Raw genomic sequence first — 24,204 nt, forward strand, 5'->3', positions numbered from 1 at the left:
GAGAATAACTATCATACGCAAATGTAAGTAAATGCTTAAAGCGCTTTATGCGCATTTGAGAATAAATATCACATGTTTCGTTCCAGCAGCACTCGCGACGGCGTACGGGACGCCGCCACGAGCGGATTGCTCAGCCTTGAATGAACGCCAGCAGGTCGGCGTTGATCAACTCGGCATGGGTGGTCGGCATGCCGTGGGGCAGGCCCGGGTAGGGCTTGAAGGTGGGGTGCTTGAGCAGTTTGACGGACAGTGGCGCGGAGTCGGCGAACGGCACGATCTGGTCGTCCTCGCCATGCATCACCAGGGTCGGCACCTCGATGGCCTTGAGGTCCTCGGTGAAGTCGGTCTCGGAGAACGCCTTGATGCAGTCGTAGTGGGCCTTGGCGCCGCCCATCATGCCCTGGCGCCACCAATTGTTGATCGCACCTTGCGAGACCTCGGCCCCGGGGCGATTGAAACCGTAGAACGGCCCGGTCGGCACATCCAGGTAGAACTGCGCACGACCCGCTACCAGCGCTGCGCGGAAGCCGTCGAACACCTCAAGCGGCAGGCCGCCGGGGTTGCTTGCCGACTGCACCATGATCGGCGGTACCGCGCTGATCAGCACCGCCTTGGCCACCCGTCCCGGCTTGGCCCGGGCGGTGTAGCGCGCGACCTCGCCACCGCCGGTGGAGTGGCCGACGTGGATCGCGCCCTTGAGGTCGAGGGCGTCGGTCAGGGCGATGACGTCAGCGGCGTAGGTGTCCATCTCGTTGCCTTGCCAGGTCTGGGTCGAGCGCCCGTGACCGCGCCGGTCGTGGGCAATTACCCGGTAGCCCCTGAGCAGGAAGAACATCATCTGCGCGTCCCAGTCGTCGGCGCTCAGCGGCCAGCCGTGGTGGAACACGATGGGTGTGGCGTCTTTCTGGCCCCAATCCTTGTAGAAAATCTGCGTGCCGTCCTGGGTGGTGATGAAGGTCATGGCGGTGATTCCTTGTGGTCGGGTGTGGGTTGGCCGCCGGCTGTTGCAGCCGACGGGCGCTGACGCGAACCGATTCCTCAGGAGCATGGGCAAAGTGGGTACGTGGTCGCCGTGGGGCAGGCGACCGGAAGCGGGCGCCTGAAAAGGTTAGTCGCTGGTGGGTGGATGTCACGCCACCCGCGACTTTGGTCTATACCCCCGGACAGCCGGCACTGCGCGGTGCTTGTAGCAAGGTCGCGGCATCCAGCCCCGGTACGCTGTGGCCGTTGCCTTCGACCGTATCCGCTGCCAGCAACGCGTTGATGATGGCTTCCTCGACGGCTTCGGTGGCCGCCAGGAACAGCTCGCTGATGTGGTCGTTGTTGACCATCCGCAGCTGATCAGTGGTGGGCGGGCCTTTGCGCGCGTAGGCGGCGGGCGGCATCTGGTTCTTCGCTGGCAAGCCAACGGCTACAGGTCCGGGGCGTTCATGATCAGGCCGCCGGCACCAGCACGGCCTTGCGCACATGATTGACCGTCAACCCCAGCCCGCCACCCACCAGCAAGATCGCCGCCATCACGTACATCGCCGCCTGGGTGTTACCGGTCATCTGGGTCAACCAGCCGACGACGATGGTGCTGAAGAACCCGGCGACGTTGCCCAGGGTGTTGATCAACGCCACCCCGGCGGCCGCTGCGGCGCCACTGACCACTGCCGCCGGCAAGCCCCAGAATACTGGCAGGCTGCTGATCATCGCCGCCGTACCGACGATCAAACCGAGCATGCCCAGCACCAGGTTGTCGCCAAACAGCGTGCCAAAGGCCACGCCCAGGGCGCCGATGGTCGCGCAGATTGCCAGGTGCCAACGGTATTCGCCACGGCGATCAGAGCTGCGACTCACCAGCACCATGCTCACTGCAGCGGCGGCATAGGGCAGGGCGCTGAGCACGCCGATGGCCCAGGGTTGTTGCACGCCGCTGTTGCGGATGATGGTCGGCAGCCAGAAGCTGATCACGTATTGCCCCAGCACCAGGCAGAAATACACCGCGCCCAGCAGCCAGATTTGCGGGTTGAGCAGGCCGTCGCGCAGGTGGTGGCTTTGCTTGGTGGCGGCCTCGCGGTCGATAGCGGCCTGCATGCCCTGACGTTCCTCGGGCGTCAGCCAGTGGGCGTCGGCGATGCGGTCACGCAACAGGAAGAACACCGCCGCCGCCAGTCCGACGGCGGGCAGGCCTTCGATGACGAACAGCCACTGCCAGCCGGCATAGCCCTGGACGCCATCGAGGTGCTGCAGGATCAGCCCGGAAATCAACGAGCCGAACAGGCTGGAAATCGGCAGGGCCATGATGAACAGGGCAGTCATCACACCCCGGCGCTGGCTGGGAAACCAGGTGGTGAGGTAGAAGATGATCCCGGGAAAGAAACCGGCCTCGGCGATGCCGATCAGCAGCCGCAGCACGTAGAAGGTCATAGGCGTTTCGATGAACATCATCGCCGCCGACAGCAGGCCCCAGGTCACCATGATCCGGGCGATCCAGCGTCGGGCGCCGAAGCGGTGCAGGGCGATGTTGCTGGGGATCTCGAACAGCAGGTAGCCGATGAAGAAGATTCCGGCGCCGAGGCCGTACACCGCTTCGCTGAACTTCAGGTCGTCGAGCATTTGCAGTTTGGCGAAGCCGACGTTGACCCGGTCCAGGTAAGCCACCAGGTAACACAGCACCAGCAGCGGAATGATCCGCCAGGCGGTCTTGCGGTAGGCTGATTCGAGCGCGGCGTCGGGCAGGGTGCCCGGGGGCGTGGCAGTCTGTTGCATGGCAAGCCTCATTATTGTTGTTGTCGAAGCAATGGCTGGAACGGGGTCAGGACGGATCGATCAGGCGGGTCGCTGGCCATTCGCCGGAGCGGCACATGTCGCGCACCACCTGGCCGATCAGCGCGCTGATCAACTCGCGTAATTTGCTGCTGGGCAGCGCCTCGCAGACGCAGATGCCGAGGGTGCGGAACATCACCCGCGGGGTGATCGGGTGGGCCACCAGGCGACCTTCGGCGACCTCGCGTAGGGCCAGGTTGAGCGGCATGATGCTCGGGCCGATGCCAGCTTCCACCGCACTCTTGAGGATGTGCACCGAGTTGACTTCCATGGCCACCCGCGAAGGCGGCAACTGTTGCTCGGCCAGGGCCTGGTCGACAAAGGCGCGGGTACTGTGGCTGTGGGCGCGGCTGGGAAACACCAGGGGTTGCGCCACCGCCTCGGCCAGGGTCACGTCGCCGGCGGCCGGCATGTCGGGGGCATCGGCACGGTGGATCAGGTAGAAGTCCTCCTCAATCAGTGGGCTGAAGCTGACTTCTGACGGCAGGCCGATGCGGGTGAACAGGGCGATGTCGACCCGACCACGCACCAGTTGATCCACCAGGTTGCCGGTGAGCTCTTCATTTAGATGCAACTGCACCTGCGGGTAAGTGCGGGCCACGGCCTGCAGCAAGGGCAGAGCGAGGATGGTCGCCACGCTTTGCGGCAATGCGACCACGATCGAGCCGCTGAGGGCCGCCGCATCGGGGTTGACCGCCGCCTTGGCCGCGTCCAGTTGCTTGAGCATGCCCTGGGCGTATTCGTAGAACACTTTGCCGGCTTCGTTGACCACGATCCCGCTGTTGCTGCGATGAAACAGCTGCGCACCGAGCTCGGCCTCCAGCGCTGACATCTGCTTGCTAAGGGCCGACTGCACCACATGAATGTCCCGCGAAGCCCGGGACAGACTGCCGGCATCGACCACCGCGACGAAGTATTTGAGTTGCCTGATTTCCATGAGCGTTCCTGCTGCAGCGGGGCGGTTGCGGTCACTCGGCCGGCGTGCCACGGGCGAAGATCTTGCCCGGGTTCATCAGTTGCCGGGGGTCGAGGGCGGCCTTGATCGCGGCCATGATAGCCACCGCGTGCGGCCCGTGCTCCTGCTCCATGAAGCCTTGCTTGGTCAGGCCGATGCCGTGCTCGCCGGTGCACGAACCCTGCATCGCAATCGCCCGTTCGGCCAGGCGATGGGCGACGTCTTCGGCGCGCTGTACTTCGTCTGGATCGTTGGGGTCGACGAGGATCACCGCATGGAAATTGCCATCGCCGACATGCCCGAAGATCGGCGCCAACAGGCCGTTTTCCTGGAGATCGGCGGCGGTGGCCTCGATGCATTCGGCCAGGCGCGAGATCGGCACCACGGCGTCGGTGGTCAGGGTGCGGCAGCCGGGACGCAGGGCAGTGGCGGCGAAATAACCGTCGTGGCGCGCCTGCCACAGGCGGCTGCGGTCTTCGGGATGGACTGCCCAGTCGAAGTCCTGGCCGCCGTGTTCGTCGGCCAGCATGCGCACCATGTCCACCTGTTCCTTGACCCCCGCTTCGGAGCCATGCAGCTCGAAAAACAGCGACGGCGCTTCGTGCAGGCTGGTCTTGCTGTAGGCGTTGAGCGCGCGGACGGTGAGGGTGTCGATCAGTTCGATGCGGGCAATCGGCACCCCCAGTTGAATGGCCTGGATCACCGTGCGCACCGCCTGGTCGACGCTGGGGAAATTGCACACCGCCGCGCAGATCGCTTCCGGGATCGGGTGCAGCTTGACCGTCAGTTCTGCCACCGTGGCCAGGGTGCCGCCGGAGCCGATCAGCAGGTGCCCGAGGTCATAGCCGGCCGAAGATTTGCGTGCCCGCCCACCGGTGTGCAGGACGCGACCGTCGGCCAGCACAGCAGTCATTGCCAGCACGTTTTCGCGCATGGTGCCGTAGCGCACGGCGTTGGTACCCGAGGCACGGGTGGCGGCCATGCCACCCAGCGACGCATCGGCGCCGGGGTCGATGGGGAAGAACAGGCCGGTGCCGTGCAGGGCGGCGTTCAGTTGTTTGCGGGTCACGCCGGGTTGCACGGTGACGTCCATGTCGTCGATGCGCACGTCGAGAATCTGGTTCATCGCCGACAGGTCGATGCACACCCCGCCATGCACCGCGTGCACCCAGCCTTCCAGGGAACTGCCACTGCCGTAGGGAATAATCGGCACTCGGTAGCGATGGCAGGCCTGCTGCACGGCGACGATTTCGTCCAGGTGATTGACGAAGGCCACGGCTTGCGGCGGCATCGGGTCGAGGGCGGAAATGTCGCGGCCATGGTGTTCGCGGACACTGGCGGACGTGCTCAGGCGTGAACCGAGCAATTGGCTCAGCTCCGCGAGCAGGGCCTCGGGCAGGGGCGGGAAAGCAGGTGTGGCGGGGGCGGTGGGCAGCATCGTGCGGTCTCCAGTCTTATTGTTCCTCAGGGCGGTCAATTGCCGGACCCGGGGTGGGGGAGTTGTCCATATCCTAGCTGCATGGCGGGGGTGTTAGTCGTGCAGAATAGAGATGGCGCCATCGCGACGGCAGATAGCGCGGGTCTCGGCTCACGCGCCACGGACTTGCCGCTGGACCCTGTCAGCGGGCCGCGATATCGTGCGCGACGCGCTGTTCCCGCCATCGATGAATGAAAGGATTGTTCATGTCAGTTGTGTTGAAAAGTCGGCTATTTGCCGTGTTGATCGGTGTGCTGTTTATCGTGTTCGATCAGTGGGTCAAGGTGCAGGCGCTGGTCAAATTGTCCGCCGAGAGTTTCCGCTTTGGCAGTGAGTTTGCCTGGCTGGACGTTGCCTTGAGCCTGAATCCGGGGGCCTTTCTCAGCCTGGGTGCGGGGCTGGATCCGCAGGTCAAGCAGCTGATTTTCATTGTTGGTGTGGGCGCCGTGGTCGTCTGGGCCGCAGGGTGGTCGCTTGCGCGCTGGGTGACCACTCCGGTCAAGGCGGCAGCGATGTATTTGATTGCCTTGGGCGGCGTGTCGAACCTGATCGACCGAGTGTTTCGCCAGGGGCATGTGGTGGATTACCTGGTGCTGAACCTCGGGCCGCTGCACACCGGGGTGTTCAACATTGCCGATATCGCGATCATGGTCGGGGCGGGGGTGTTGTTGCTGGCGGAGATCAGGAAGGGGCGGGGGTAGAACTGACACCTCGATATCGCGAGCAGGCTCGCTCCCACAAGGTTTTGCAGCGACCACAAGTATTGTGATCGACCACAAATTCTGTGGGAGCGAGCCTGCTGGCGAAAGCGGTGTGTCAGTCAACAAAGAGGTTGAATGTGCCGGTGTACTAACCCAGATTCCGCTTCAACTCGGCAATATGCTCCGGGCCGATGCCGCAGCAGCCGCCGATCATGCTCAGGCCGCGTTGCTGCCAGTCGCGGGCCCATATCAGGTAACCGGCAGGGTCGAGGTCGGCGCGCAGTTCGTCGAGACCGTCGTTGGCCTTGGCTTCCTTGGGTTGCGGCGGGAAGGCGTTGGCGTAGGCGCCGATGGCGATGTCCTGGCCCAGGCGGCGGATGACCGACTGCGCGACGTCCACCGCGTCGCCGATCACTTCCGGCTGGCTGCAGTTGAACAGCACCGCCGCCACACCCAGTTTGGCGACCGCTTCGATGGCCTCGGCCACCGGCTCGCCGGAGCGCAGGCGCGGGGTTTCGTCGACCTCTTCGTCACGCAGGGTGAAGGACACCCAAAACGGCTTGCCATCCGCCGGCAGCAGGGCATGGATGGCCTGTACCTCGGCGATCGAGCTTTGGGTTTCCGCCAGCCACAGGTCGACATGGGGTGCCAGGCCTTGCAGCAGCGGTGTGAGGAGTTCCGCGACCCGCTCCGGCTGGAACAGATCCGGACGGTAGGAACCGAACAACGGCGGCAGCGAACCGGCGACCTTGACCGGTTGAGGGGCAGCGTCCGCCGCCGTGCGCGCCAGTTGCCCGGCGGTGGCCGCGAGCGCCAGGCCTTCGCGGGCAAAACGCTCTTCACCAATATGGAAGGGCACCACCGCGTAGCTGTTGCTGGTGATCACCTGGGCCCCGGCGGCGATAAACGCGGCATGCACGCCAATCACTTTGTCCGGCGCTTCGCTGAGGGCCAGCGCCGACCACTCGGGCTGGCGAAAGGGGGCGCCGCTGCGCTGCAATTCGCGGCCCATGCCGCCATCGAGAATCACCATCGGTCACGCTCCCATATATCTTTTTCGAAGGTTCTTATGAACAAAATTCACTTTGTTCTTACTGCTTATAACTATTAAATACCTTGAATTAAATTTCAAATAATTTTCAGGTATTTGCATGCGTTTACCTTCCTTGTTGGGCGCGGGTCTTGTCGTACTCGCTGCAGCGTCTCAAGCCTTCGCCGGTGCCACCCTTGATCGCGTCGAATCTCGTAAGGAAGTGGTCAACGTGCTGATGGAGAGCTATCCGCCGTTCTCCTTCCTCAATGAGCAAAACCAGCTCGACGGTTTTGACGTCGACGTGGCCAAGGCGGTCGCCGAGAAGCTGGGCGTCAAGCTGCGTCTGGAGACTCCTTCGTGGGACGTGATCGCCGCCGGTCGCTGGAGCGGTCGCTACGATATTTGCATCTGCTCGATGACCCCGAGCAAGGCGCGGGCCGAAGTGTTCGATTTCCCGGTGGAGTACTACGCATCGCCGGCGGTGATCGTGGTCAACGCCAAGGATGAGCGCATCCATTCGGCCAAGGACTTGAATAACCTCAAGGTCGGCCTCACCAGCGCTTCCAGCTATGAGAGCTACCTGAATAAGAACCTGGTGATCGAAGGCGCCGAAGAGCAGAAGATCGACTACCCCTTCGACGCGGTACAGATCGCCCCCTATGACACCGACAACGTCGCCTTCCAGGACCTCGGCCTCGGCGCCGGTGTACGCCTGGACGCGATCCTCACCAACCTGGTGACCGCGCAACCACGCCTCAACCAGGACCAGCGCTTCAAGCTGGCCGGTCCCGCGCTCTATGAAGAGCCGAACTCGGTGGCCATCGAAAAGGGCGATCCAGAGTGGGACGCGAAAGTCCGCCAGGTATTCGCCGAGCTGAAGGCTGACGGCACCCTGGCCAAGCTGTCGCAGAAATGGATCGGCGCCGACATCAGCAAATGAGTGCTCCCCAACCCCCTCTGAAACCCGTCGTCGCATCGACGGGTTCGCGCCTGCCCGGCTTTCGCGTGCGCCTGTACCTGACCTGGCTGGGGCTGTTCGTGATGTTCGTCGCGTTCTTCCTCAGCTTCGATTTGAAGTTCTCGATCATCGTCGAGAAATTCCCCTACCTGGCCGGTTTCAAACTCGGACCCAACGGCTTCCTGCAGGGCGCGGCGCTGACGTTGTTCCTGTGCCTGTGTTCGATGCTGGTGTCGGTGCTGCTGGGGTTTGCCGCGGCATTGGCCCGACTGTCCAGTAGCGCGGTGCTGGTGGGGATCGCCAGCTTCTACACCTCGTTCTTTCGTGGCACGCCGCTGCTGATTCAGATCCTGCTGATCTACCTCGGCCTGCCGCAGTTGGGCCTGGTGCCGGGGGCGATCAGCGCCGGGATCATCGCCCTGTCGCTGAACTACGGCGCCTACCTCAGCGAAATCTTCCGCGCTGGCCTGCTCGGCGTCGCCCGCGGCCAGAGCGAAGCGGCGCTGGCGCTGGGCATGCGCCCGCGACAGATTCTCTTCCACATCATCCTGCCGCAAGCGATGCGGGTGATCATTCCGCCGACTGCCAACCAGGCCATCTCGATGCTCAAGGACTCCTCCCTGATCTCGGTGATGGGCGTCTGGGAAGTGATGTTCCTTGCCCAATCCTATGGCCGTTCCAGCTACCGCTACCTGGAAATGCTGACCACCGCCGCGGTGATCTACTGGGTGCTGTCGATCTCCCTGGAACTGATCCAGGCCCGGCTGGAAAGGCGCTTTGGCAAGGCCTATCAGCGTTAGGGACGAGTAAGCTGCGGTACTGCAGGCGGTGTGCGCATTGTTGCCGGACTAGCGCCCGTGGACGCCTGCTGGAAACGGCGGTGAATCCCCGGCGCAGAGGCCGGGGAGCAGCGGGGCGAGGGGCTTAGCGGAACGCTGGGACCACGTGCTTGATGAACAGCTCCAGGGACTTTTTCTTTTCCGCGTGGGGCAGGCTGTTGTCGCACCAGAAGCTGAACTCGTCGACACCCAGTTCCTGGTAGTACTGGATGCGCGGAATGATTTCTTCCGGGGTGCCGATCATTGCCGTCTTGTGCAGGCTGTCCAGTTCGAACTCCGGGCGGCCGGCGAATTTCTCTTCCGGGCTTGGGTCGAGGAAGCCGTTGACCGGGGTCACCTTATTGCCGAACCAGGCATCGAAGGTGCGGTAGAACTTCGCGATTGCCCGCGCCCCGACTTTCCAGCCTTCGCGGTCTTCGGCGGTGTGCACGTGGGTGTGACGCAGCACCATCAGTTGTGGGCGCGGCACGTCCGGGTTGTTGTCGAGGGCGGCCTGGAATTTGTTCTTCAGGTCGAGGACTTCTTCGTCGCCCTTCATCAGCGGCGTGACCATGACATTGCAACCGTTGGCCACGGCGAAGTTGTGCGAATCCGGGTCACGGGCGGCGATCCACATCGGCGGGTTCGGCTGCTGGATCGGCTTGGGCACGCTGGTGGAGGTGGGGAATTTCCAGATGTCGCCGTCATGGGCGTAATCGCCTTGCCACAGGGCGCGGATCACCGGGACCATTTCTCGCAGGGCCTGGCCACCGCTGGAGGCAGGCATGCCGCCGGCCATGCGGTCGAACTCGACCTGGTAAGCGCCACGGGCCAGACCGACTTCCATCCGACCGTTGCTGATCACGTCGAGCAAGGCGCACTCACCGGCGACCCGCAACGGGTGCCAGAACGGCGCGATGATGGTGCCGGCGCCGAGGTGGATAGTGGTGGTTTTGGCCGCGAGATAAGCCAGCAGTGGCATCGGGCTGGGCGAAATGGTGTATTCCATGGCGTGGTGTTCGCCGATCCACACCGTGTTGAAACCACCGGCTTCGGCCATCAGCGTCAGCTCGGTCAGGTCTTCGAACAGCTGGCGGTGGCTGACGCTTTCGTCCCAACGTTCCATGTGTACGAACAGGGAAAATTTCATGACGCTTACCTCGGATCTCTTGTGGTCGCCCCATCGACTGCGAGGCTGTTGGTTATTGGTATACCATAATACGAAATAGGTTCAAATATTTCTCTCTGGTCAGTGAGCAACCTGTGGGAGCGCAATACCGGAGATCACGCCGGAACCGGCAGCGCCCCCATCTTGCCGTGGCAATACACCAGTGGGGCGGCGGTCTGTTGCGGGACAATGAGGTTCTTTACGGCGCCGACCATGATCGCGTGATCGCCGCCTTCGTATTCGCGCCACAATTCACATTCGATGACCGCCGTTGCGTTGGCCAGGATCGGGTTGCCCAGTTCGCTCAGCGTCCACTCGATGCCCTGGGCCTTGTCCTTGCCCTTGCGTGCGAAGGCATAGGCTTCGTTTTGCTGGCCGCCGGAAAGGACGTGGATGGCGAAGCGCTTTTTCTTGATCAACACGGGATAGGAATCGGAGCTGTAGTTGGGGCAGAACAGCACCAGGGCCGGGTCCATCGACAACGAGCTGAAGGCGCTGGCGGTCAGGCCGACGATCTGGCCGTCGTCATCCAGGGTAGTAATGACGGTCACGCCGGACGGGAACGAGCCCATGACTTGTTTGTAGATGGCGGCATCGATCATTGGACGGTCCTCAAGGGAAAAGCGTGATTTTTATGTGCTTGTAGGTCTGATGGTATACCGTAATACATCTTATGCAAGGTCTTTTTGGCTGATCCGATAAACGTAGCCTATTTTTGTTCGGCTCAATGTTTACGGGGCTTTCAGCGACTCGACAAGGATCTGCAGCGCCCTGGATTGCAGATCAGATGGGCTTTTTAACACCGGAGCAGTCTTGTGAAAAGTTTGGAATACCATAATATGGCTCGCATCTGAGGGGCGGCCACAGAGTCCCCCCGGTTTGGCTTCGTACAACGATAAGAACAGACAAACTCGAGTTCATGCATATGTCCCAGATGTCCCGGCAAGATCCGTTGATCGAGAACCGCACGGTCGACTACGTTCCTCTCGCAGAGCGCCATGGGAAGGCCCGCGATCTCTTTACCCTATGGTTCAGCACCAACATCGCGCCACTGCCGATCGTCACCGGCGCGATGGTGATCCAGGTGTTCCATCTGGACCTGTGGTGGGGCCTGCTGGCGATTGTCCTCGGGCATATGGTCGGCGGCCTGGTGATTGCCCTGGCTTCCGCCCAGGGGCCGCGCATGGGGATTGCGCAGATGGTGCAGAGTCGCGCCCAGTTCGGTCGCTACGGCGCGCTGTTGATCGTGTTCTTCGCGGCACTGATCTACGTCGGCTTCTTCATCTCCAACATCGTCCTGGCGGGCAAGTCGATCGTCGGCATCGCGCCTTCGGTGCCGGTGCCGGCAAGCATTCTGATCGGCGCCCTCAGCGCCACGGCCATCGGAGTGATCGGTTATCGGTTCATCCATACCCTGAATCGGATTGGCACCTGGGTCATGGGCAGCGCGCTGCTGGTCGGCTTCCTCTACATCTTTGCCCATGAACTGCCGGCCGACTTCTTTACCCGTGGTGGTTTCAACCTGTCGGGTTGGTTGGCCACGGTGTCGCTGGGGATCATCTGGCAGATCAGCTTCTCGCCCTATGTCTCGGATTATTCGCGGTACCTGCCGGCCGACATCGGCATCACCCGGCCGTTTTTCGCCACCTACCTGGGCGCGACTCTGGGCACCATTCTGTCCTTCAGCTTCGGCGCGGTGGCGGTGCTGGCGACCCCGCAAGGCACCGAGGCGATGACGGCGGTCAAGCAGTCCACCGGCTGGCTGGGACCGATCCTGATGGTTCTGTTCCTGCTCAACATCATCAGCCACAACGCTTTGAATCTATACGGCGCGGTGCTCTCGATCATCACCTCGATCCAGACCTTCGCCAGTCAATGGACCCCGAGCATCAAGGTGCGGGTAGTGTTGTCGAGCCTGGTGCTGGCGGGCTGCTGCCTGGTGGCGCTGGGCGCCTCGGCGGACTTCATCGCGCAGTTCATCGGCCTGATTCTGGCGCTGTTGCTGGTGCTGGTGCCCTGGGCGTCGATCAACCTGATCGACTTCTATGTGATCAAGCGCGGCCATTACGACATCGCCTCGATCTTCCGCGCCGATGGCGGGATTTACGGACGCTTCAATCTGCATGCGATTGTCGCGTACTTCATCGGGATCATGGTGCAGCTGCCGTTTGCCAATACCTCGCTGTACGTCGGGCCTTACGCCAATCTGGTGGAGGGCGCGGATCTGTCCTGGCTGGTGGGGTTGTTGGTGACTTGTCCGCTTTATTACTGCCTGGCGACGCGGGGGCGGGGGCGTGCTGGTCGGGTGGCGCGGCTGAGGTTTGCTGATTGAGGTGAGGTGGTCGATCGCAAAATCTGCATGCCTCGCAGATCCACTTCAGGAGCGAGCCGGCTTCGGGCGGCGTTCCGACAAGCCAGCGCCTACACGGGATTAATCTGCGGTGATTGCAGATATCGCCGCAGCCCGACACAATCGCGCCCCCGATCCGGCGGTGGGTGCCGGAGGTTGTTGCTGAATAGGCGTTGCCATTGAACGAACAGACATTGTCCCAACGCCTGGAACGCGTCGCGGCGCAGGTGCCGGTGGGCGCGCGGTTGGCCGATATCGGCTCGGATCACGGTTATCTGCCGGTGGCCCTGCTGCGCCGTGGCCGGATTACTGCAGCGGTAGCGGGGGAGGTGGCGTTGACTCCGTTTCGCGCTGCAGAGCGCTGCGTGCGTGAAAACGATCTGCAGCACGCGATCAGCGTGCGCCTGGCCAGCGGCCTGGCGGCCATCGAGGCACAGGACCGGATCGACGCCATCAGCTTGTGCGGCATGGGTGGCGAGACCATCCGTGACATCCTCGACGCTGGCAAGGATCGCCTGAGCGGTACGGAGCGGCTGATCCTGCAACCCAACGGCGGTGAACAACCTCTGCGCCAATGGCTGATGGAAAACGGCTACCGCATTGTCTTCGAGGAAGTGCTGCGGGAAAACCGCTTCTATTACGAGATCATCGTCGCCGAGCGCAGCGGCCCGGTGCAGTACAGCCCCGAGCAACTGTACTTCGGCCCCCTGCAACTGCAGGCCCGCAGCCCGGCCTTCCTGGCCAAGTGGCAACGCCTGCTGCGCGAGCGGCACAAGACCCTCGACCAGTTCGCCCGGGCGCGGCAGGCGGTGCCCGAGGTCAAGCTCGAGGATCTGCAGCGGCAGGTGCGCTGGATCACCGAACTGCTCGGCTGACCAAGCCCGTCAGGCCATCGCCCGCCGACTACTGCGCTGATCCAGCACTTGCACCATCAGGCAGGCATACAGCGTCACCAGGATAAACAGCCCCATGCGCACCGCGAAGGCGGTCTGCACGTCCTTGCCGGCGGCGCTGTCCTGCACCGACTGGCCGAGCAGGATGATCATGGTCACCAGCGTGTTGAGCCAGAACCCCGGGCTGAGCCGGGTCGGGGTCAGACGATAGAGCTTGCGCCCGACCCACAAACCAAACAGCAGCATCCATAAAAAAAACATCCACAGATGCACAAACAGACTCAGCGCGCCCCAGAACAGCACGGCAAGAAGACCGCCGAGCAGGGTCGAGCCGAGCAGTTCACGCCCGGCATGCCGGGTGCCGGTGGTGGAGCTTTGCTGGCCGAGGCTGACCGCCTTGAGGATGATCGGCAGGTAGCTGGCCGGGTCGAGCAGCGCCAGGAGGAAAGCCGGCAGCACGATCAGCGTGGCGCGCAGGGCGATCCGCGTGACTTCGCTGGCCGACAGCAGTGCCGCAGCCGCCGGGGTCGGGGCATTGCCGGGTTCGGGAAACAGCCAGTGACTGACGCCGACCATCAGCACCGCGAGAAACAGGCCGCGTACCAGTGCATTGATCACCATCACCGCCAGGCCGAAGTCGGCGACGCCGGCAGCGGAGATCATGGTCAGGCCGATGATCAGGAAGGTCACAATCAGGTTGTTGGCGCCGCGCAGGCCCATGCGAAACACCACGAACAGCCCAACGCCCACCAACAACACGGCGCTGAACGCGTAGTAGCGCAGCAGCGGAATCAGCAGCAGGCCGATGCCGGTGGTGAGCATGGCGATCAGCGCCAGGCCGATGCCGGCCTTGAGTTTCAGCGGTTGGTTCAGCGCGGTCAGCAGCAACACCGCCAACACTGGCGCGAGGAATGGAATCGGCAGGCCGAGGCCAAAGCTGGTCGCCAGGCACAGCGCGGTGCCGCTGGCCAGGCGCAGGGCGCGCTGGGCCTGCGGCGAGCGCTCAGTAGGCATAGGACAGCCAACTCATCAGGCGCAGAAACACCCGCCCGAGGGGATTAAGCAGGTTGCCTTCAGAGGGGAAGGCCATCACCTCGGCCTGGCCGCCGGCACGGATGCCGCCGTTGTCGCGCAGTTCGGCCAGGGCCGCCTGATCGAACTCGATGATGACCGGAAAGCGTTGCGCCGGACGCAGCCAGTCGCGGCTGTTCTGCACCGTTGGCAGGGTGCCGGGAGAAGTCGGCTGGCCGACGCTGACGCCATAGCCGACACTGCGCACGCGGCCGCCGAAGACCTGGCCGGGCAGGGCATCGAGAACAATCGAAATCGGCGTGTCGGGCTTGACCAGGCCGAGGTTGTTTTCGGTCATGTCGGCGCTGATCCAGACATCGTGGATCGCAATCAGGGTCATCACCGGCGAGCCCGCGCCGGCAAATTGCCCGGTGTCGGTGCGCAAATCAGTGATCAGCCCCGCCGAACGCGCGTGGACCCGGGTATTGGCCAGGTCCAGTTCGGCTTTCGACAAGGCACTGGCAGCGCTGCGCAACAGCGCGTTGTCTTCCTCGCTACCGCCTTCCTGCTCACGGGCGCGCTGCACTTCGGCTTGTGCCGCCGCCACCTTGCTCAGGGCTTGTTGGTAATTGGCCCGCGAAACCTCCAGCAGGCGCACGGAGATGGTCCCGCGGTCCTCGCGGTACAGACCTTCCAGGCGCTGATTGTCCTGGCGTGTCTTCAGTTCATTGGCCTGGGCCGCGCGCAGGTTAGCCTGGGCCGAGGCGATCCCGGCGGTGCTTGCACCGATTTGCCGGCGGGTTGATTCGAGGTCGGCACGGGCGCGGTCGACGGCGATCTGGTAGGGCTGCGGATCGACTTCGAACAACACATCGCCGGCCTTGACGTCCTGGTTGTTGCGCACGTTGACCTTGATCACCCGGCCGGCCACTTCCGAGGCGACCGGAATCACAAAGGCGCCGACCCGCGCCTGTTGGGTGTAGGGGGTGAAACGGTCGGCCAGCAGGTACCAAGCCAGACTCAGGACAATCACCAACAGCACCCACTTGATGCTCTTGTTCACCGGTGCGGCGGCTGACGGGACTTCACTCATGCTTATCTACCTTGGATTCTGGGGGCGGGGCGGGCAGGCCGGCGTCAGGTTCCTGCAGCAGGTCGCCCCAGTCGCTGCGTTGTTCCATCAATTGTTTGGTCGCCGGATCGACCCGCGCCTGGGCGCTGTACCAGCCGCCGCCGAGGGCGCGGTACAGGGCGATCAGGTTGCTCACCGCGCTGCTGCGGCTGAGCAGGTAATTATCCTGCTGGGCGAGCAATGCACTTTGCGCGTCGAGCACCCGCTGGAAATCGGAATAGCCCTCGCGGTATTGGGTATTGGCCAGAACCAGCGAGCGCTGGGCGGCAAACGCGGCGTCGCGCAGAATGCGTTCGCGCTCCAGGGCCTTGGTCAGGCCGGTGGCGGCATCGTCGGCTTCGCGCGCGGCCTGGCGTACCTTGTCGCGATAGGCTTCGATCAACTGCTGCAGGCGCGCATCCTGGACCCGCACGTTATTGCTGATTCGGCCATGGTCGAAAATATTCCAGCGCAGGCTCGGACCGCCCACGACGTCCAGGCTGTTGGACGTACCGCCGACCGAATTGGCCGACCAGACGATGCTGCCGAGCAAGCTCAGGGACGGGTAGAAGTCAGCCTCGGCAACCCCGATCAGCGCTGACTGCGCGGCGACATTCAGTTCGGCGGCGCGCACATCCGGGCGGCGCAGCAGCAACTCGGCGGGCACGTCTTGCAGCACTGCACGGTCGATCAGCGGGATCAGGCCGGTGTTTTCCTGCAGCAGCGGCATCGGTCCGGGGGCCTGGCCGATCAGGATCGCCAGCGCGTTGCGGGTCCGCGCCGCCTGGTCTTCAAGGCTGGGGATGTTGCTCAAGGTGCCCAGGTACTGGGTTTTCGCCTGTTGCACGTCGAGTTCGGCGGTCTGGCCGCTGTTGAACAGTTTCTCGGTGATTTCAAAACTGCGCTGCTGTTGCACGGCGTTTTCCCGCGCCACCCGCAAGCGCGCTTCGGTGGTGCGCAGGGCGTAGTAGGTGTCGGCAACCTGTGAACGCAGCAGCACCAGCACGTCTTCGTAGTTGGCCTGGGCGGCGAAGTAGCTGGCGTCCGAGGATTCGATGGCGCGACTGAAACGGCCCCAGAAATCCATTTCCCAGCCGATGTCGAAGCCGGCGCTGTATTGCCAGAATCCGCTGCTTTGCGGATTGCGCCCGCCGGCCTGGTCGCGGTTGACGTACAGGGTGTCGGCGCTGGCCTGTTGCAGTTGCGGGTAGCGCCCGCTTTGCGCAATGCCCAGTTGGGCACGGGCCTCCATGACCCGCAGGCCGGCGACTTTCAGGCTTGAGTTATAGGCGTCGGCCTGGGCGATCAGGCGGTCCAGCAGCGGGTCGTCGAAGATCCGCCACCATTGACGCAGGTCTGGACTGTCGCCACGCTGGCTGGCGTGCTCCAGGGCGGCGCTGTCCCATTGCCGGGTCCAGGGTTCGGCGGGCGACTGGAAGTCCGGGCCCAGGCGCACGCAGCCGCCCAGCCCCAGAATACCCAGCAACAGCAAGTGTTGCGCCTGTCTGAATGTCACCATGGCAGGCGCGTCATAGCGGTCGTTGCTCGTCCAGTGCAGGGGCGGGCGGTTGATCCTTGACCCACTGCCAGAACACTTGATACGCCACGGCAAGGATCACCGGGCCGATGAACAGGCCGATGATGCCGTTGGAGACCATGCCGCCGAGGGCGCCGATCAGCACCACCGGCATCGGCACGTTGACCCCACGGCCCAGCAGCAGCGGCTTGAGCACGTTGTCCACCAGGCCGGCGATAAACACATAAATGGCGAAGATGACGGTGGCGGTACTCGCGCCCTCCGTGAAGAACACGAATATGATCACCGGCAGGGTAATCAGGGTCACCGGCAACTGCATGATGCCCAGCAACAGGACTGCCATGGCCAGCAGGCCGGCAGCGGGAACGCCCATCAGCACGAAGCCAGCGCCCACCAGCAGCATCTGGATGAAGGCAATACCGATCACCCCCAGGGCCACCGCGCGAATGGTTGCGGTGCACAGTTCGGTGATGGAGGGGCCGCGAGCCGGGCCGCTAATCCGCGAAACGATCGCCACGGCGCTGCGGCTGCCGCTTTCGCCCCAGGCCATGACGATCCCGGCGATGATCAGGGCGAAGATGAACACCAGGAAACCCATGCCGGCCCCGGCCAGTTTGCTCAGCACCGAGAGGCTGAATTGCTTGATTTCGGGAATGTACTTCTGCACCAGGTCCGGCAGGTTGTCGGCGGCCTGGGCCCACAGGCTGTTCAGCGATTTGCCGATCAGCGGCCAGTTGGCCAGCGCTTCGGGCGGTGGCGGGATGTGCACGCTGTCCGATTTGATAATGGCCATGGCGCTTTCCACCGAGCCCACCAGTGAAGTCCCCAACAGATAGACCGGGACCATCAGAATGGCCACTGCAATCAGGATCATCAGGGTCGCGGTGTGGCCGCTGCGCGTGCCCAGCTTGCGTGCGAGACGGCCATGCAGGGGATAGAGGGTGATGGCGAGAATCACCGCCCACAGCATCAGATTGAGAAAGGGGCGGAAAATCTCGAAGCAGAACAGCACCATGACCGCGAGAATGCCTGCGCGAATCAGTACATCGAGCATTTCCCGGGAAAAGCTTCGGTCCAAGAGAGTAGAGGGGATCACAGATTGCCTCCGGTAGCGATTGGCCACGGCATGAAATAGGTAAATCCAGCATAGACGCTCATCCAGCAGTGGCGGGGAAACCTGCTGGCGTCTTTATAGGGAAGGACCGGGGCGACATTTGAGGGGCGAAGGCGGGCGACGGCGAATCAATAATTGTCATTAATGGGCGTGGTTGCGCGGCGATTACCGAAACCCAAGGGCTGTCCACTAAGGTCGGTTGTCCCTGGGTTACCAAATGTGACTAAAATGCCGACCGATGTTGCGTCGCGCAGCCCGTATTGTCCTGACATGTGGCCCTTGTTCGTGAAACTGATAATTGTCTCCCTCTACGTTCTATCCATCGCCTATGTGCACCTGCGTGGCCGGGTCCGGCACACACTGGGACGGCAGTTGAGCGATCATTCGACCTTTCTCGCGCCCATTAACAGCTTCCTCTACCTGTTCTCAAAATTGCCCAACCGGCCGTTCCTCGACCCCAAGGACTTTCCCGACCTGAGTCCGCTGCAGGCCAACTGGGAGATCATCCGCGAAGAGGGGCAGAACCTGCTCAAGGCCGGGGAAATCAAGCGCTCGGATGACTACAACGACGTTGGTTTCAATTCGTTCTTCAAGACCGGCTGGAAGCGCTTCTATTTGAAGTGGTATGGCGACAGCCACCCTTCGGCGACCAAGCTGTGCCCGCGCACCACCGAATTGGTGCAGGGCATTGGTTCGATCAAGGCGGCGATGTTTGCCGAGCTGCCGCCGGGCTCGAAACTGGTACGCCACCGCGACCCTTATGCCGGCTCTTATCGCTATCACCTGGGTCTGGACACCCCTAACGACCCTGGTTGCTACATCGAGGTTGACGGCGAGCGCTATCACTGGCGCGACGGCGAGCCGGTGATGTTCGACGAGACCTATATCCATTACGCGCAAAACACCACGCAGCAGAACCGCATCATCCTGTTCTGCGACGTTGAGCGCCCGCTGAAGTATCGCTGGGCGGCGGCGTTCAATGGCTGGTTCAGCCGCAACGTAATGGCCGCCGCCGGCGCGCCGAACGATGCTGGCGACAAGACCGGCGGGATCAATCGCGCGTTCGCCCGCCTGTACAAGATCCGCCTGCGGGGCAAGGCGCTGAAAAAGCGCAATCGCACGCGTTATTATCTGGAGAAGTGGGCGATTTTCGGCGGCCTGCTCGCCGTGCTCATCTGGCTCTAGGGTTTCGTCGCCCCCAGGCGTTTCCACATTTTTGCGCTGATCCGCTGGCGATGCACCAGGCCGTCCCACGGGTCGGCCTTGAGCCTCAGCAGGCGCTCCTGCAGGTTAGCCACCGTCCATTGCTGTGCATTGCGCAGGCCATGGAGTTCGTCGCGGGAGATCGGCACCGACACCGGCAATCCTTCGCGGGCCCGCACCGAGTAGGGCGCAACGGTGCTGGCGCCACGGGCGTTACGCAGGTAATCAATGAAGATTTTGCCGATGCGGTTTTTCGGGCCCATGGTGGCGCTGAACCGTTCCGGCAATTGGTTGGCCATGAACTGGGCAATGGCCTTGGCGAACGCCTTGACCGTATCCCAGCCTTCCTTGCGCGCCAGCGGCACGATCAGGTGCATGCCCTTGCCGCCACTGGTTTTGAGGTACGCATCCAACGCCAGCTCATCGAGCACCGAGAGTAGCAGGTGGGTGGCTTCGAGCATGCTTTTCCACGGCAGCGCCGGGTCCGGGTCGAGGTCCAGCACGAACAGGTCAGGGGTTTCGATGGCATCCTGGGTCGCGCCCCAGGTGTGCAATTCGAGGGTGCCCATTTGCACTGCGCCCACCAGGGCCTGGAGGTTGTCGATCGCCATCAGTCGCGCGTGGCCAGGGTCGAGCTCGGCGGGCAGGTGGCTAATGTTGGGGATGGCCAGGCGCTCGGCGTGTTTCTGGAAGAACGGCTCGCCGCCGACTCCCTCGGGCGCTCGCAGCAAGGACACCGGGCGATGGCGCAGGTGGGGCAGGATCCAGTCGCCGATGTCAGCGTAGAACTGTGCCACCTGCCATTTCTGTGTGCCGCTCTTGGCATCGATCAGCCGTTCGGGGTGGGTAATGCGCACGCCGGCCACCTCGGAGGGAGTGGCGGAATTGGCCTGTTCGTGGACAATTTCCTTGGCCGGCTTGTCGCTGCGCAGGGCGATAAAGGTGGCGTGGCGGATCAGTCCATCGTTGGTCCACTCGGCAAATTCGACTTCGCCCACCAATTGTGGCTTGACCCACTGCACGCCGCGCTTCTGGGCGCTGGTCAGTGGTTTGGCCAGCGGCGAGGCGTCGCGCGCCAGTGCTTGCAGTTGTTCATGCAACTGTTTCAGCGACTTCTGGTTGAAGCCGGTGCCGACCCGCCCGGCGTAGACCAGGCCTTCATCGTCATTGACCGCCAGCAGCAATGCACCAAAACCGCTGCGCGAACCCTTGGGCGCGGTGTAGCCGACAATCACGAATTCCTGGCGCTGCCGGCACTTGAGCTTGATCCAGTCGCTGCTGCGCTTGCTCACGTAGGGGCTGCCGGCGCGTTTGCCGATCACTCCTTCGAGCTGCAGGGTGCAAGCGCTTTCGAGGATGTCCTGGTGATGGGCGGTGAAGGCTTCGGAAAACCGCAGCAGCTTGCCCGGCCGACGCCCCAGGGCGGTTTTCAACGCGGCCCGGCGCTCTTCCACCGGCAGCTCACGCTGGTCAACACCCTTTAGAAAGGGCGCGTCGAACAGGAAATAGACCATGTCCAGAGTTCGGCCGATGTCGAAGGCGTTCTGCAACGCCTGAAAATCCGGCAGACCCTGTTCGTTGAGCACCACCAACTCGCCGTCCAGCCAGCTGCCATCGAGCTTCAGGCCTTCAAGGGCCTTGGCCTGGCGCGGCAGGCGCTCGGTCCAGTCATGGCCATTGCGGGTCAGTAGGCGCACTTGGCCGTGGTCGATTCGGGCCAGGATGCGGTAGCCGTCGAACTTGATCTCGTAGCTCCACTCGCCTTCGGGCGCTTGCTCCATCAGGGTCGCCAGTTGCGGGGCGAACTGTTCGGGCAGCGCGGTACTCACTTTGGCGGGTTTGCTACGGGCTTTATTTACCGGTGTGCGCTCGGCGATGCTGGCATCGCTGAGGACACTCTCGGGCAGCTCCTTGACCAGGTCGTAGTCGCCGATGGGCCGGGCCTGGGCGTCCTGTTCCTTGATCAGCAGCCACTGCTCCTTGTCGCCGCTGCCCTTGAGGCGGGTCTTGACCAGGGTCCAGTCGCCGCTGAGCTTTTCACCGACCAGGGTGAACTTGAGTTTGCCAGCCTTGTAGGCGGCCTTCGGCTCATCGTGGGGTTGCCAGATGCCTTGATCCCAGACGATCACGTCACCGGCACCGTACTGGCCGGCGGGGATGCTGCCCTCGAAACTGGCATAGCCCAGCGGATGGTCCTCGACATGCACCGCCAGGCGTTTCTGGCTCGGGTCCAGGCTCGGCCCCTTGGGCACCGCCCAGCTTTTCAGGGTGCCCGCAAGTTCCAGGCGAAAGTCGTAGTGCAGGTTGCGCGCATCGTGCTTCTGGATCACGAAGCGCAGGGCCGTCGGCGATTTTTTTGCGCCTTTGGCTGCCGGCGCTTCGGCAGGCTCGGAGGTGATATCAAAGTTGCGTTTGCGCGTGTACTCGCTGATGGCCTTGCTCACGGCTTCCGTCCCTGGCGATCAATCGCCGGCTGCTTTGCGGGGCTTTTTCGCCGGCGCGGGTTTGCCGGAAGTCTTGGCCGGTTTCTTCCCGACCTTGGCGCCGAGGCTGCGCTTGAGCAGTTCGGTGAGGTCGATGACGTCGGCGGACTTGCGCGGCTCGTCGTCGCTGACCCGCTCGATATTCTCGATCTTGCCGGCATGGGCCTTTTTCTCCACCAGGGCCATGATCTTGTCCTGGAAGCTGTCGCGGTAATCGTCGGGCTGCCAGTCACCGCTCATGTCGTCGACCAGGCGCTTGGCCATGTCCAATTCGCCCTTGGTCAGCGTCGCATCGGTCACGTCGCGTCCCAGCGCCAGTTCGCCAAGGCTGCGCACCTCGGCGGGCCAGCGCAGCATCACCAGCACCAGGGCCGACTCCAGCGGCATCAGTGCCGCCAGGTGCTGGCGGGTGTGCAGGACCACGTGGGTCAGGGCGACCTTTTTGGTTTTTGCCAGGGTCTCACGCAGCAGCGCGTAGACCTTGCCGCCGCGTTTGTCCGGCGCCAGGAAGTACGGGGTGTCGATGTTCTGCAGGGGGATCTGTTTACTGTCGACGAAGGCAAAGATGTCGATGGTCTGGGTCGAGGCTGGGTGTGCGGAGCGAATTTCATCCTCGCTCAACACCACATAGCGGCCTTTTTCGTATTGCACGCCCTTGACGATGTGCTCTTTGGTCACCTCTTTGCCGTTGACTTTATTGACTCGTTTGTAGCCCACCGGGTCCATGCTGCGCTGGTCCAGCCAATCGAAGTCGACGCCTTGGGAGGACGTCGCCGACACCAGCGACACGGGGATATGCACCAGTCCGAAACTGATTGCGCCTTTCCAGATTGAGCGTGCCATCACCGTTGCCTCCTACCCTGATGATCAGGTGACCGGCAGGGTTGGAGGAAAGTTTCCACGGATTGCCAAGCGTTAAAGGATGAGTGCTTGTAACACTTTGTCAGGGAGTATTTCCTTCACAGAGTCGAACCCTGCGCGTAGCGTGGTATCGAACGCCATGAAGCTGATGCAATGGAGGATCCCCACCATGAACAGATATTTACTGGCTGTTTCGCTGCTGACGTCGGCCGTGCTGGCCGGACCGGCCCAGGCGCTGGACGATCCGGAACGCGTTGCAGCGCTGGCCGGTCCCGAGTTGACCCTGGCGCAGAATCTGCCCGGTAACAACAACCCCTACAACAGCCCGATCCGCCGGGCCAACCCCAACAGCATGCAGGGCTCGCAGCCAGCGACGCCACCGGTCCGCGGCCCCAATACCGTGCCCGTACCGCGCCCGCCCACTTTGGATAACGGCGGCATCGGCAATGGCTATCCGCGCCCCGGTTCAACGCCGGCGCCGGTCAAGCCCTATGTCTCGCCGGCGCCGCCGCCCCGGGACCCGGACACCAGCAATCGCTGATCGAATTCATGACTGAAAAAGGATGTGTGCATGTGGCGTAAAACTCTTTTGGCCGGCCTTTGTGGGACTGCACTGGTGGCAACATGGCCAGCGTCTGCCGCTTCGCCCCAACAGATGCCGAGCGAGCAGGGCACCCTGGTGGTCACCGAAGTGACCCGTGGCCTCGAACACCCCTGGGCCCTGGCGTTCCTGCCCGATCAACAGGGCATGCTGGTGACCGAGCGCCCGGGCAACCTTCGTATCGTCAGCGCCGACGGCCAGCGTTCGGCACCCTTGAGTGGCGTGCCCAAGGTCTGGGCCAAGGGCCAGGGCGGTTTGCTCGATGTGGTGCTGTCGCCGGAATTCAAGACTGACCGCCTGGTTTACCTGTCGTATGCCGAGGGTGGCGGCGCCGGCGACAAGGCCGGGACGGCGGTGGGCCGTGGCAGGCTCTCGGCGGACCGCACGGCGTTGGAGAGTTTCCAGGTGATTTTCCGCCAGGAACCCAAGCTGTCCACCAGCAACCACTTCGGCTCGCGCCTGGTGTTTGATCGCGACGGTTACCTGTTCATCACCCTGGGAGAGAACAACGTGCGGGAAACCGCCCAGGATCTCGACAAGCTGCAGGGCAAGGTCGTGCGGATCCGCCCCGACGGCCAGGTGCCCAGGGACAACCCTTTTGTCGGTCAAGCCGGGGTGCGCGAGGAAATCTGGTCCTACGGCCAACGCAATCCGCAGGGGGCGGCGCTCAACCCGTGGAGCGGCGAGCTGTGGGAGAACGAACATGGGCCCAAGGGGGGCGATGAAATCAACATCATCGGGCGCGGCAAGAATTACGGTTGGCCCTACGCCACCCACGGTATCAACTATTCCGGGCAACCGATCCCGGAAGCCAAGGGCAAGACGGTCGAAGGCGCGGTCGGCCCGCTGCATGTCTGGGAGCAGTCACCGGGTATCAGCGGCATGGCGTTCTACGATGGTGAGCGTTTCAAGGTCTGGCAGCACAACGTGTTCATGGGGGCGCTGGCCAGCCGCGAATTGATCCGCCTGCAACTGGAGGGCGACAAGGTCGTGCATGAGGAGCGTTTGCTGGGGGATCTCAAGGCGCGCATCCGCGATGTGCGCCTTGGGCCGGATGGCTACCTGTACCTGCTGACCGACGAGAGCGACGGGGTGCTGTACAAGGTCGGCCTGTAGCCG

At 63.1% G+C, this 24,204-nt stretch carries 22 protein-coding genes; 8 read left to right on the forward strand and 14 right to left on the reverse strand.

Going from position 1 to position 24,204, the window contains the following annotated elements; genetic code table 11:
• Positions 1-130: 130 nt before the first annotated feature.
• The 5 genes from NR126_RS23865 to NR126_RS23885 form a co-directional block, all read right to left on the reverse strand.
• Positions 131-961: an alpha/beta fold hydrolase gene (locus tag NR126_RS23865; protein ID WP_105755768.1), complete on the reverse strand. Its 831-nt coding sequence runs from the start codon at positions 959-961 to the stop codon at positions 131-133.
• 190 nt (positions 962-1,151) lie between these two features.
• Complete coding sequence (locus NR126_RS23870) at positions 1,152-1,469, reverse strand: P1 family peptidase (RefSeq protein ID WP_256831790.1); 318 nt, start codon at positions 1,467-1,469, stop codon at positions 1,152-1,154.
• Positions 1,435-2,754 carry an MFS transporter gene (locus tag NR126_RS23875; protein ID WP_256831792.1) on the reverse strand — a complete coding sequence of 440 codons (1,320 nt, stop codon included), beginning with the start codon at positions 2,752-2,754 and terminating at the stop codon, positions 1,435-1,437. Before NR126_RS23875 ends, NR126_RS23870 begins: the two co-directional genes overlap by 35 nt.
• Positions 2,755-2,800: 46 nt before the next feature.
• Complete coding sequence (locus NR126_RS23880) at positions 2,801-3,748, reverse strand: LysR family transcriptional regulator (protein WP_027618409.1); 948 nt, start codon at positions 3,746-3,748, stop codon at positions 2,801-2,803.
• Positions 3,749-3,779: 31 nt separating this feature from the next.
• Positions 3,780-5,204, reverse strand: a complete 1,425-nt coding sequence (locus NR126_RS23885; protein WP_027618408.1) for an FAD-binding oxidoreductase — start codon at positions 5,202-5,204, stop codon at positions 3,780-3,782.
• 245 nt (positions 5,205-5,449) lie between these two features.
• Between NR126_RS23885 and NR126_RS23890 the strand changes: the two genes are divergently transcribed.
• Positions 5,450-5,944: a signal peptidase II gene (locus NR126_RS23890; RefSeq protein WP_105755767.1), complete on the forward strand. Its 495-nt coding sequence runs from the start codon at positions 5,450-5,452 to the stop codon at positions 5,942-5,944.
• A gap of 148 nt (positions 5,945-6,092) precedes the next feature.
• On the opposite strand, the gene NR126_RS23895 is transcribed toward NR126_RS23890, so the two are convergent.
• Positions 6,093-6,977: a homocysteine S-methyltransferase family protein gene (locus tag NR126_RS23895; RefSeq protein WP_256831799.1), complete on the reverse strand. Its 885-nt coding sequence runs from the start codon at positions 6,975-6,977 to the stop codon at positions 6,093-6,095.
• A 118-nt stretch (positions 6,978-7,095) separates the two neighbouring features.
• Here NR126_RS23895 and NR126_RS23900 point away from each other — a divergent pair, with 118 nt between their 5' ends.
• Positions 7,096-7,917, forward strand: a complete 822-nt coding sequence (locus NR126_RS23900) for an ABC transporter substrate-binding protein (RefSeq protein ID WP_105755766.1) — start codon at positions 7,096-7,098, stop codon at positions 7,915-7,917.
• Complete coding sequence (locus tag NR126_RS23905; RefSeq protein WP_027618404.1) at positions 7,914-8,735, forward strand: amino acid ABC transporter permease; 822 nt, start codon at positions 7,914-7,916, stop codon at positions 8,733-8,735. Before NR126_RS23900 ends, NR126_RS23905 begins: the two co-directional genes overlap by 4 nt.
• A gap of 124 nt (positions 8,736-8,859) precedes the next feature.
• Here NR126_RS23905 and NR126_RS23910 read toward each other — a convergent pair whose 3' ends face one another.
• Together NR126_RS23910 and NR126_RS23915 are read right to left on the reverse strand one after the other, a co-directional pair.
• On the reverse strand, positions 8,860-9,903 hold the full coding sequence (locus NR126_RS23910; RefSeq protein WP_256831803.1) for an LLM class flavin-dependent oxidoreductase: 1,044 nt from the start codon (positions 9,901-9,903) through the stop codon (positions 8,860-8,862).
• Positions 9,904-10,037: 134 nt separating this feature from the next.
• A complete protein-coding gene (locus tag NR126_RS23915) occupies positions 10,038-10,523 on the reverse strand; it encodes a flavin reductase family protein (protein WP_256831811.1) in 486 nt (161 codons plus the stop codon).
• 323 nt (positions 10,524-10,846) lie between these two features.
• Here NR126_RS23915 and NR126_RS23920 point away from each other — a divergent pair, with 323 nt between their 5' ends.
• Both NR126_RS23920 and NR126_RS23925 read left to right on the forward strand, forming a co-directional pair.
• Positions 10,847-12,253, forward strand: a complete 1,407-nt coding sequence (locus NR126_RS23920) for a cytosine permease (protein ID WP_256831817.1) — start codon at positions 10,847-10,849, stop codon at positions 12,251-12,253.
• A gap of 197 nt (positions 12,254-12,450) precedes the next feature.
• The gene (locus NR126_RS23925) at positions 12,451-13,146 is read left to right on the forward strand and encodes a tRNA (adenine(22)-N(1))-methyltransferase TrmK (protein WP_027618400.1); all 696 of its coding nucleotides are present in this window, start codon (positions 12,451-12,453) and stop codon (positions 13,144-13,146) included.
• A gap of 9 nt (positions 13,147-13,155) precedes the next feature.
• Here NR126_RS23925 and NR126_RS23930 read toward each other — a convergent pair whose 3' ends face one another.
• Genes NR126_RS23930 through NR126_RS23945 form a run of 4 tightly spaced genes read right to left on the reverse strand, consistent with a single transcriptional unit; the run spans position 13,156 to position 17,919 of the window.
• Positions 13,156-14,178 carry a DUF2955 domain-containing protein gene (locus NR126_RS23930; RefSeq protein ID WP_027618399.1) on the reverse strand — a complete coding sequence of 341 codons (1,023 nt, stop codon included), beginning with the start codon at positions 14,176-14,178 and terminating at the stop codon, positions 13,156-13,158.
• Positions 14,168-15,268: an HlyD family secretion protein gene (locus tag NR126_RS23935; RefSeq protein ID WP_256831823.1), complete on the reverse strand. Its 1,101-nt coding sequence runs from the start codon at positions 15,266-15,268 to the stop codon at positions 14,168-14,170. Before NR126_RS23935 ends, NR126_RS23930 begins: the two co-directional genes overlap by 11 nt.
• A complete protein-coding gene (locus tag NR126_RS23940; RefSeq protein WP_256831825.1) occupies positions 15,261-16,805 on the reverse strand; it encodes an efflux transporter outer membrane subunit in 1,545 nt (514 codons plus the stop codon). The genes NR126_RS23935 and NR126_RS23940 overlap by 8 nt, the downstream gene beginning before the upstream one ends.
• A 10-nt stretch (positions 16,806-16,815) precedes the next feature.
• Positions 16,816-17,919, reverse strand: a complete 1,104-nt coding sequence (locus NR126_RS23945; RefSeq protein ID WP_256831827.1) for an AI-2E family transporter — start codon at positions 17,917-17,919, stop codon at positions 16,816-16,818.
• A 303-nt stretch (positions 17,920-18,222) separates the two neighbouring features.
• Here NR126_RS23945 and lpxO point away from each other — a divergent pair, with 303 nt between their 5' ends.
• Entirely contained in the window at positions 18,223-19,122 is a 900-nt protein-coding gene (lpxO, locus tag NR126_RS23950) for a lipid A hydroxylase LpxO (RefSeq protein ID WP_027618395.1), read from the forward strand.
• On the opposite strand, the gene ligD is transcribed toward lpxO, so the two are convergent.
• Positions 19,119-21,584: a DNA ligase D gene (gene ligD, locus NR126_RS23955; protein ID WP_256831833.1), complete on the reverse strand. Its 2,466-nt coding sequence runs from the start codon at positions 21,582-21,584 to the stop codon at positions 19,119-19,121. The two genes, lpxO and ligD, sit on opposite strands and share 4 nt — an antisense overlap.
• Positions 21,585-21,602: 18 nt before the next feature.
• Positions 21,603-22,466 (reverse strand): Ku protein, encoded by an 864-nt coding sequence (locus NR126_RS23960; RefSeq protein ID WP_256831835.1) that lies wholly within the window; start codon positions 22,464-22,466, stop codon positions 21,603-21,605.
• 187 nt (positions 22,467-22,653) lie between these two features.
• Here NR126_RS23960 and NR126_RS23965 point away from each other — a divergent pair, with 187 nt between their 5' ends.
• Both NR126_RS23965 and NR126_RS23970 read left to right on the forward strand, forming a co-directional pair.
• Positions 22,654-23,025 (forward strand): hypothetical protein, encoded by a 372-nt coding sequence (locus NR126_RS23965; RefSeq protein WP_027618392.1) that lies wholly within the window; start codon positions 22,654-22,656, stop codon positions 23,023-23,025.
• Positions 23,026-23,055: 30 nt separating this feature from the next.
• On the forward strand, positions 23,056-24,201 hold the full coding sequence (locus NR126_RS23970; RefSeq protein ID WP_256831836.1) for a PQQ-dependent sugar dehydrogenase: 1,146 nt from the start codon (positions 23,056-23,058) through the stop codon (positions 24,199-24,201).
• Positions 24,202-24,204: the final 3 nt, after the last annotated feature.

It is taken from the genome of Pseudomonas sp. Pse1 (assembly GCF_024519635.1).
In the GTDB taxonomy this organism is placed as follows: domain Bacteria; phylum Pseudomonadota; class Gammaproteobacteria; order Pseudomonadales; family Pseudomonadaceae; genus Aquipseudomonas.

Coding starts and splice junctions, on each gene's coding strand:
- NR126_RS23875 (WP_256831792.1), bottom strand. CDS start 2,754: ATGCAACAGACTGCCACGCCCCCGGGCACCCTGCCCGACGCCGCGCTC.
- NR126_RS23910 (WP_256831803.1), bottom strand. CDS start 9,903: ATGAAATTTTCCCTGTTCGTACACATGGAACGTTGGGACGAAAGCGTC.
- NR126_RS23920 (WP_256831817.1), top strand. CDS start 10,847: ATGTCCCAGATGTCCCGGCAAGATCCGTTGATCGAGAACCGCACGGTC.
- NR126_RS23960 (WP_256831835.1), bottom strand. CDS start 22,466: ATGGCACGCTCAATCTGGAAAGGCGCAATCAGTTTCGGACTGGTGCAT.
- NR126_RS23905 (WP_027618404.1), top strand. CDS start 7,914: ATGAGTGCTCCCCAACCCCCTCTGAAACCCGTCGTCGCATCGACGGGT.
- NR126_RS23970 (WP_256831836.1), top strand. CDS start 23,056: ATGTGGCGTAAAACTCTTTTGGCCGGCCTTTGTGGGACTGCACTGGTG.
- NR126_RS23935 (WP_256831823.1), bottom strand. CDS start 15,268: ATGAGTGAAGTCCCGTCAGCCGCCGCACCGGTGAACAAGAGCATCAAG.
- NR126_RS23940 (WP_256831825.1), bottom strand. CDS start 16,805: ATGGTGACATTCAGACAGGCGCAACACTTGCTGTTGCTGGGTATTCTG.
- NR126_RS23880 (WP_027618409.1), bottom strand. CDS start 3,748: ATGGAAATCAGGCAACTCAAATACTTCGTCGCGGTGGTCGATGCCGGC.
- NR126_RS23870 (WP_256831790.1), bottom strand. CDS start 1,469: ATGTGCGCAAGGCCGTGCTGGTGCCGGCGGCCTGATCATGAACGCCCC.
- NR126_RS23930 (WP_027618399.1), bottom strand. CDS start 14,178: ATGCCTACTGAGCGCTCGCCGCAGGCCCAGCGCGCCCTGCGCCTGGCC.
- NR126_RS23890 (WP_105755767.1), top strand. CDS start 5,450: ATGTCAGTTGTGTTGAAAAGTCGGCTATTTGCCGTGTTGATCGGTGTG.
- NR126_RS23885 (WP_027618408.1), bottom strand. CDS start 5,204: ATGCTGCCCACCGCCCCCGCCACACCTGCTTTCCCGCCCCTGCCCGAG.
- NR126_RS23915 (WP_256831811.1), bottom strand. CDS start 10,523: ATGATCGATGCCGCCATCTACAAACAAGTCATGGGCTCGTTCCCGTCC.
- NR126_RS23895 (WP_256831799.1), bottom strand. CDS start 6,977: ATGGTGATTCTCGATGGCGGCATGGGCCGCGAATTGCAGCGCAGCGGC.
- NR126_RS23865 (WP_105755768.1), bottom strand. CDS start 961: ATGACCTTCATCACCACCCAGGACGGCACGCAGATTTTCTACAAGGAT.
- NR126_RS23900 (WP_105755766.1), top strand. CDS start 7,096: ATGCGTTTACCTTCCTTGTTGGGCGCGGGTCTTGTCGTACTCGCTGCA.
- NR126_RS23965 (WP_027618392.1), top strand. CDS start 22,654: ATGAACAGATATTTACTGGCTGTTTCGCTGCTGACGTCGGCCGTGCTG.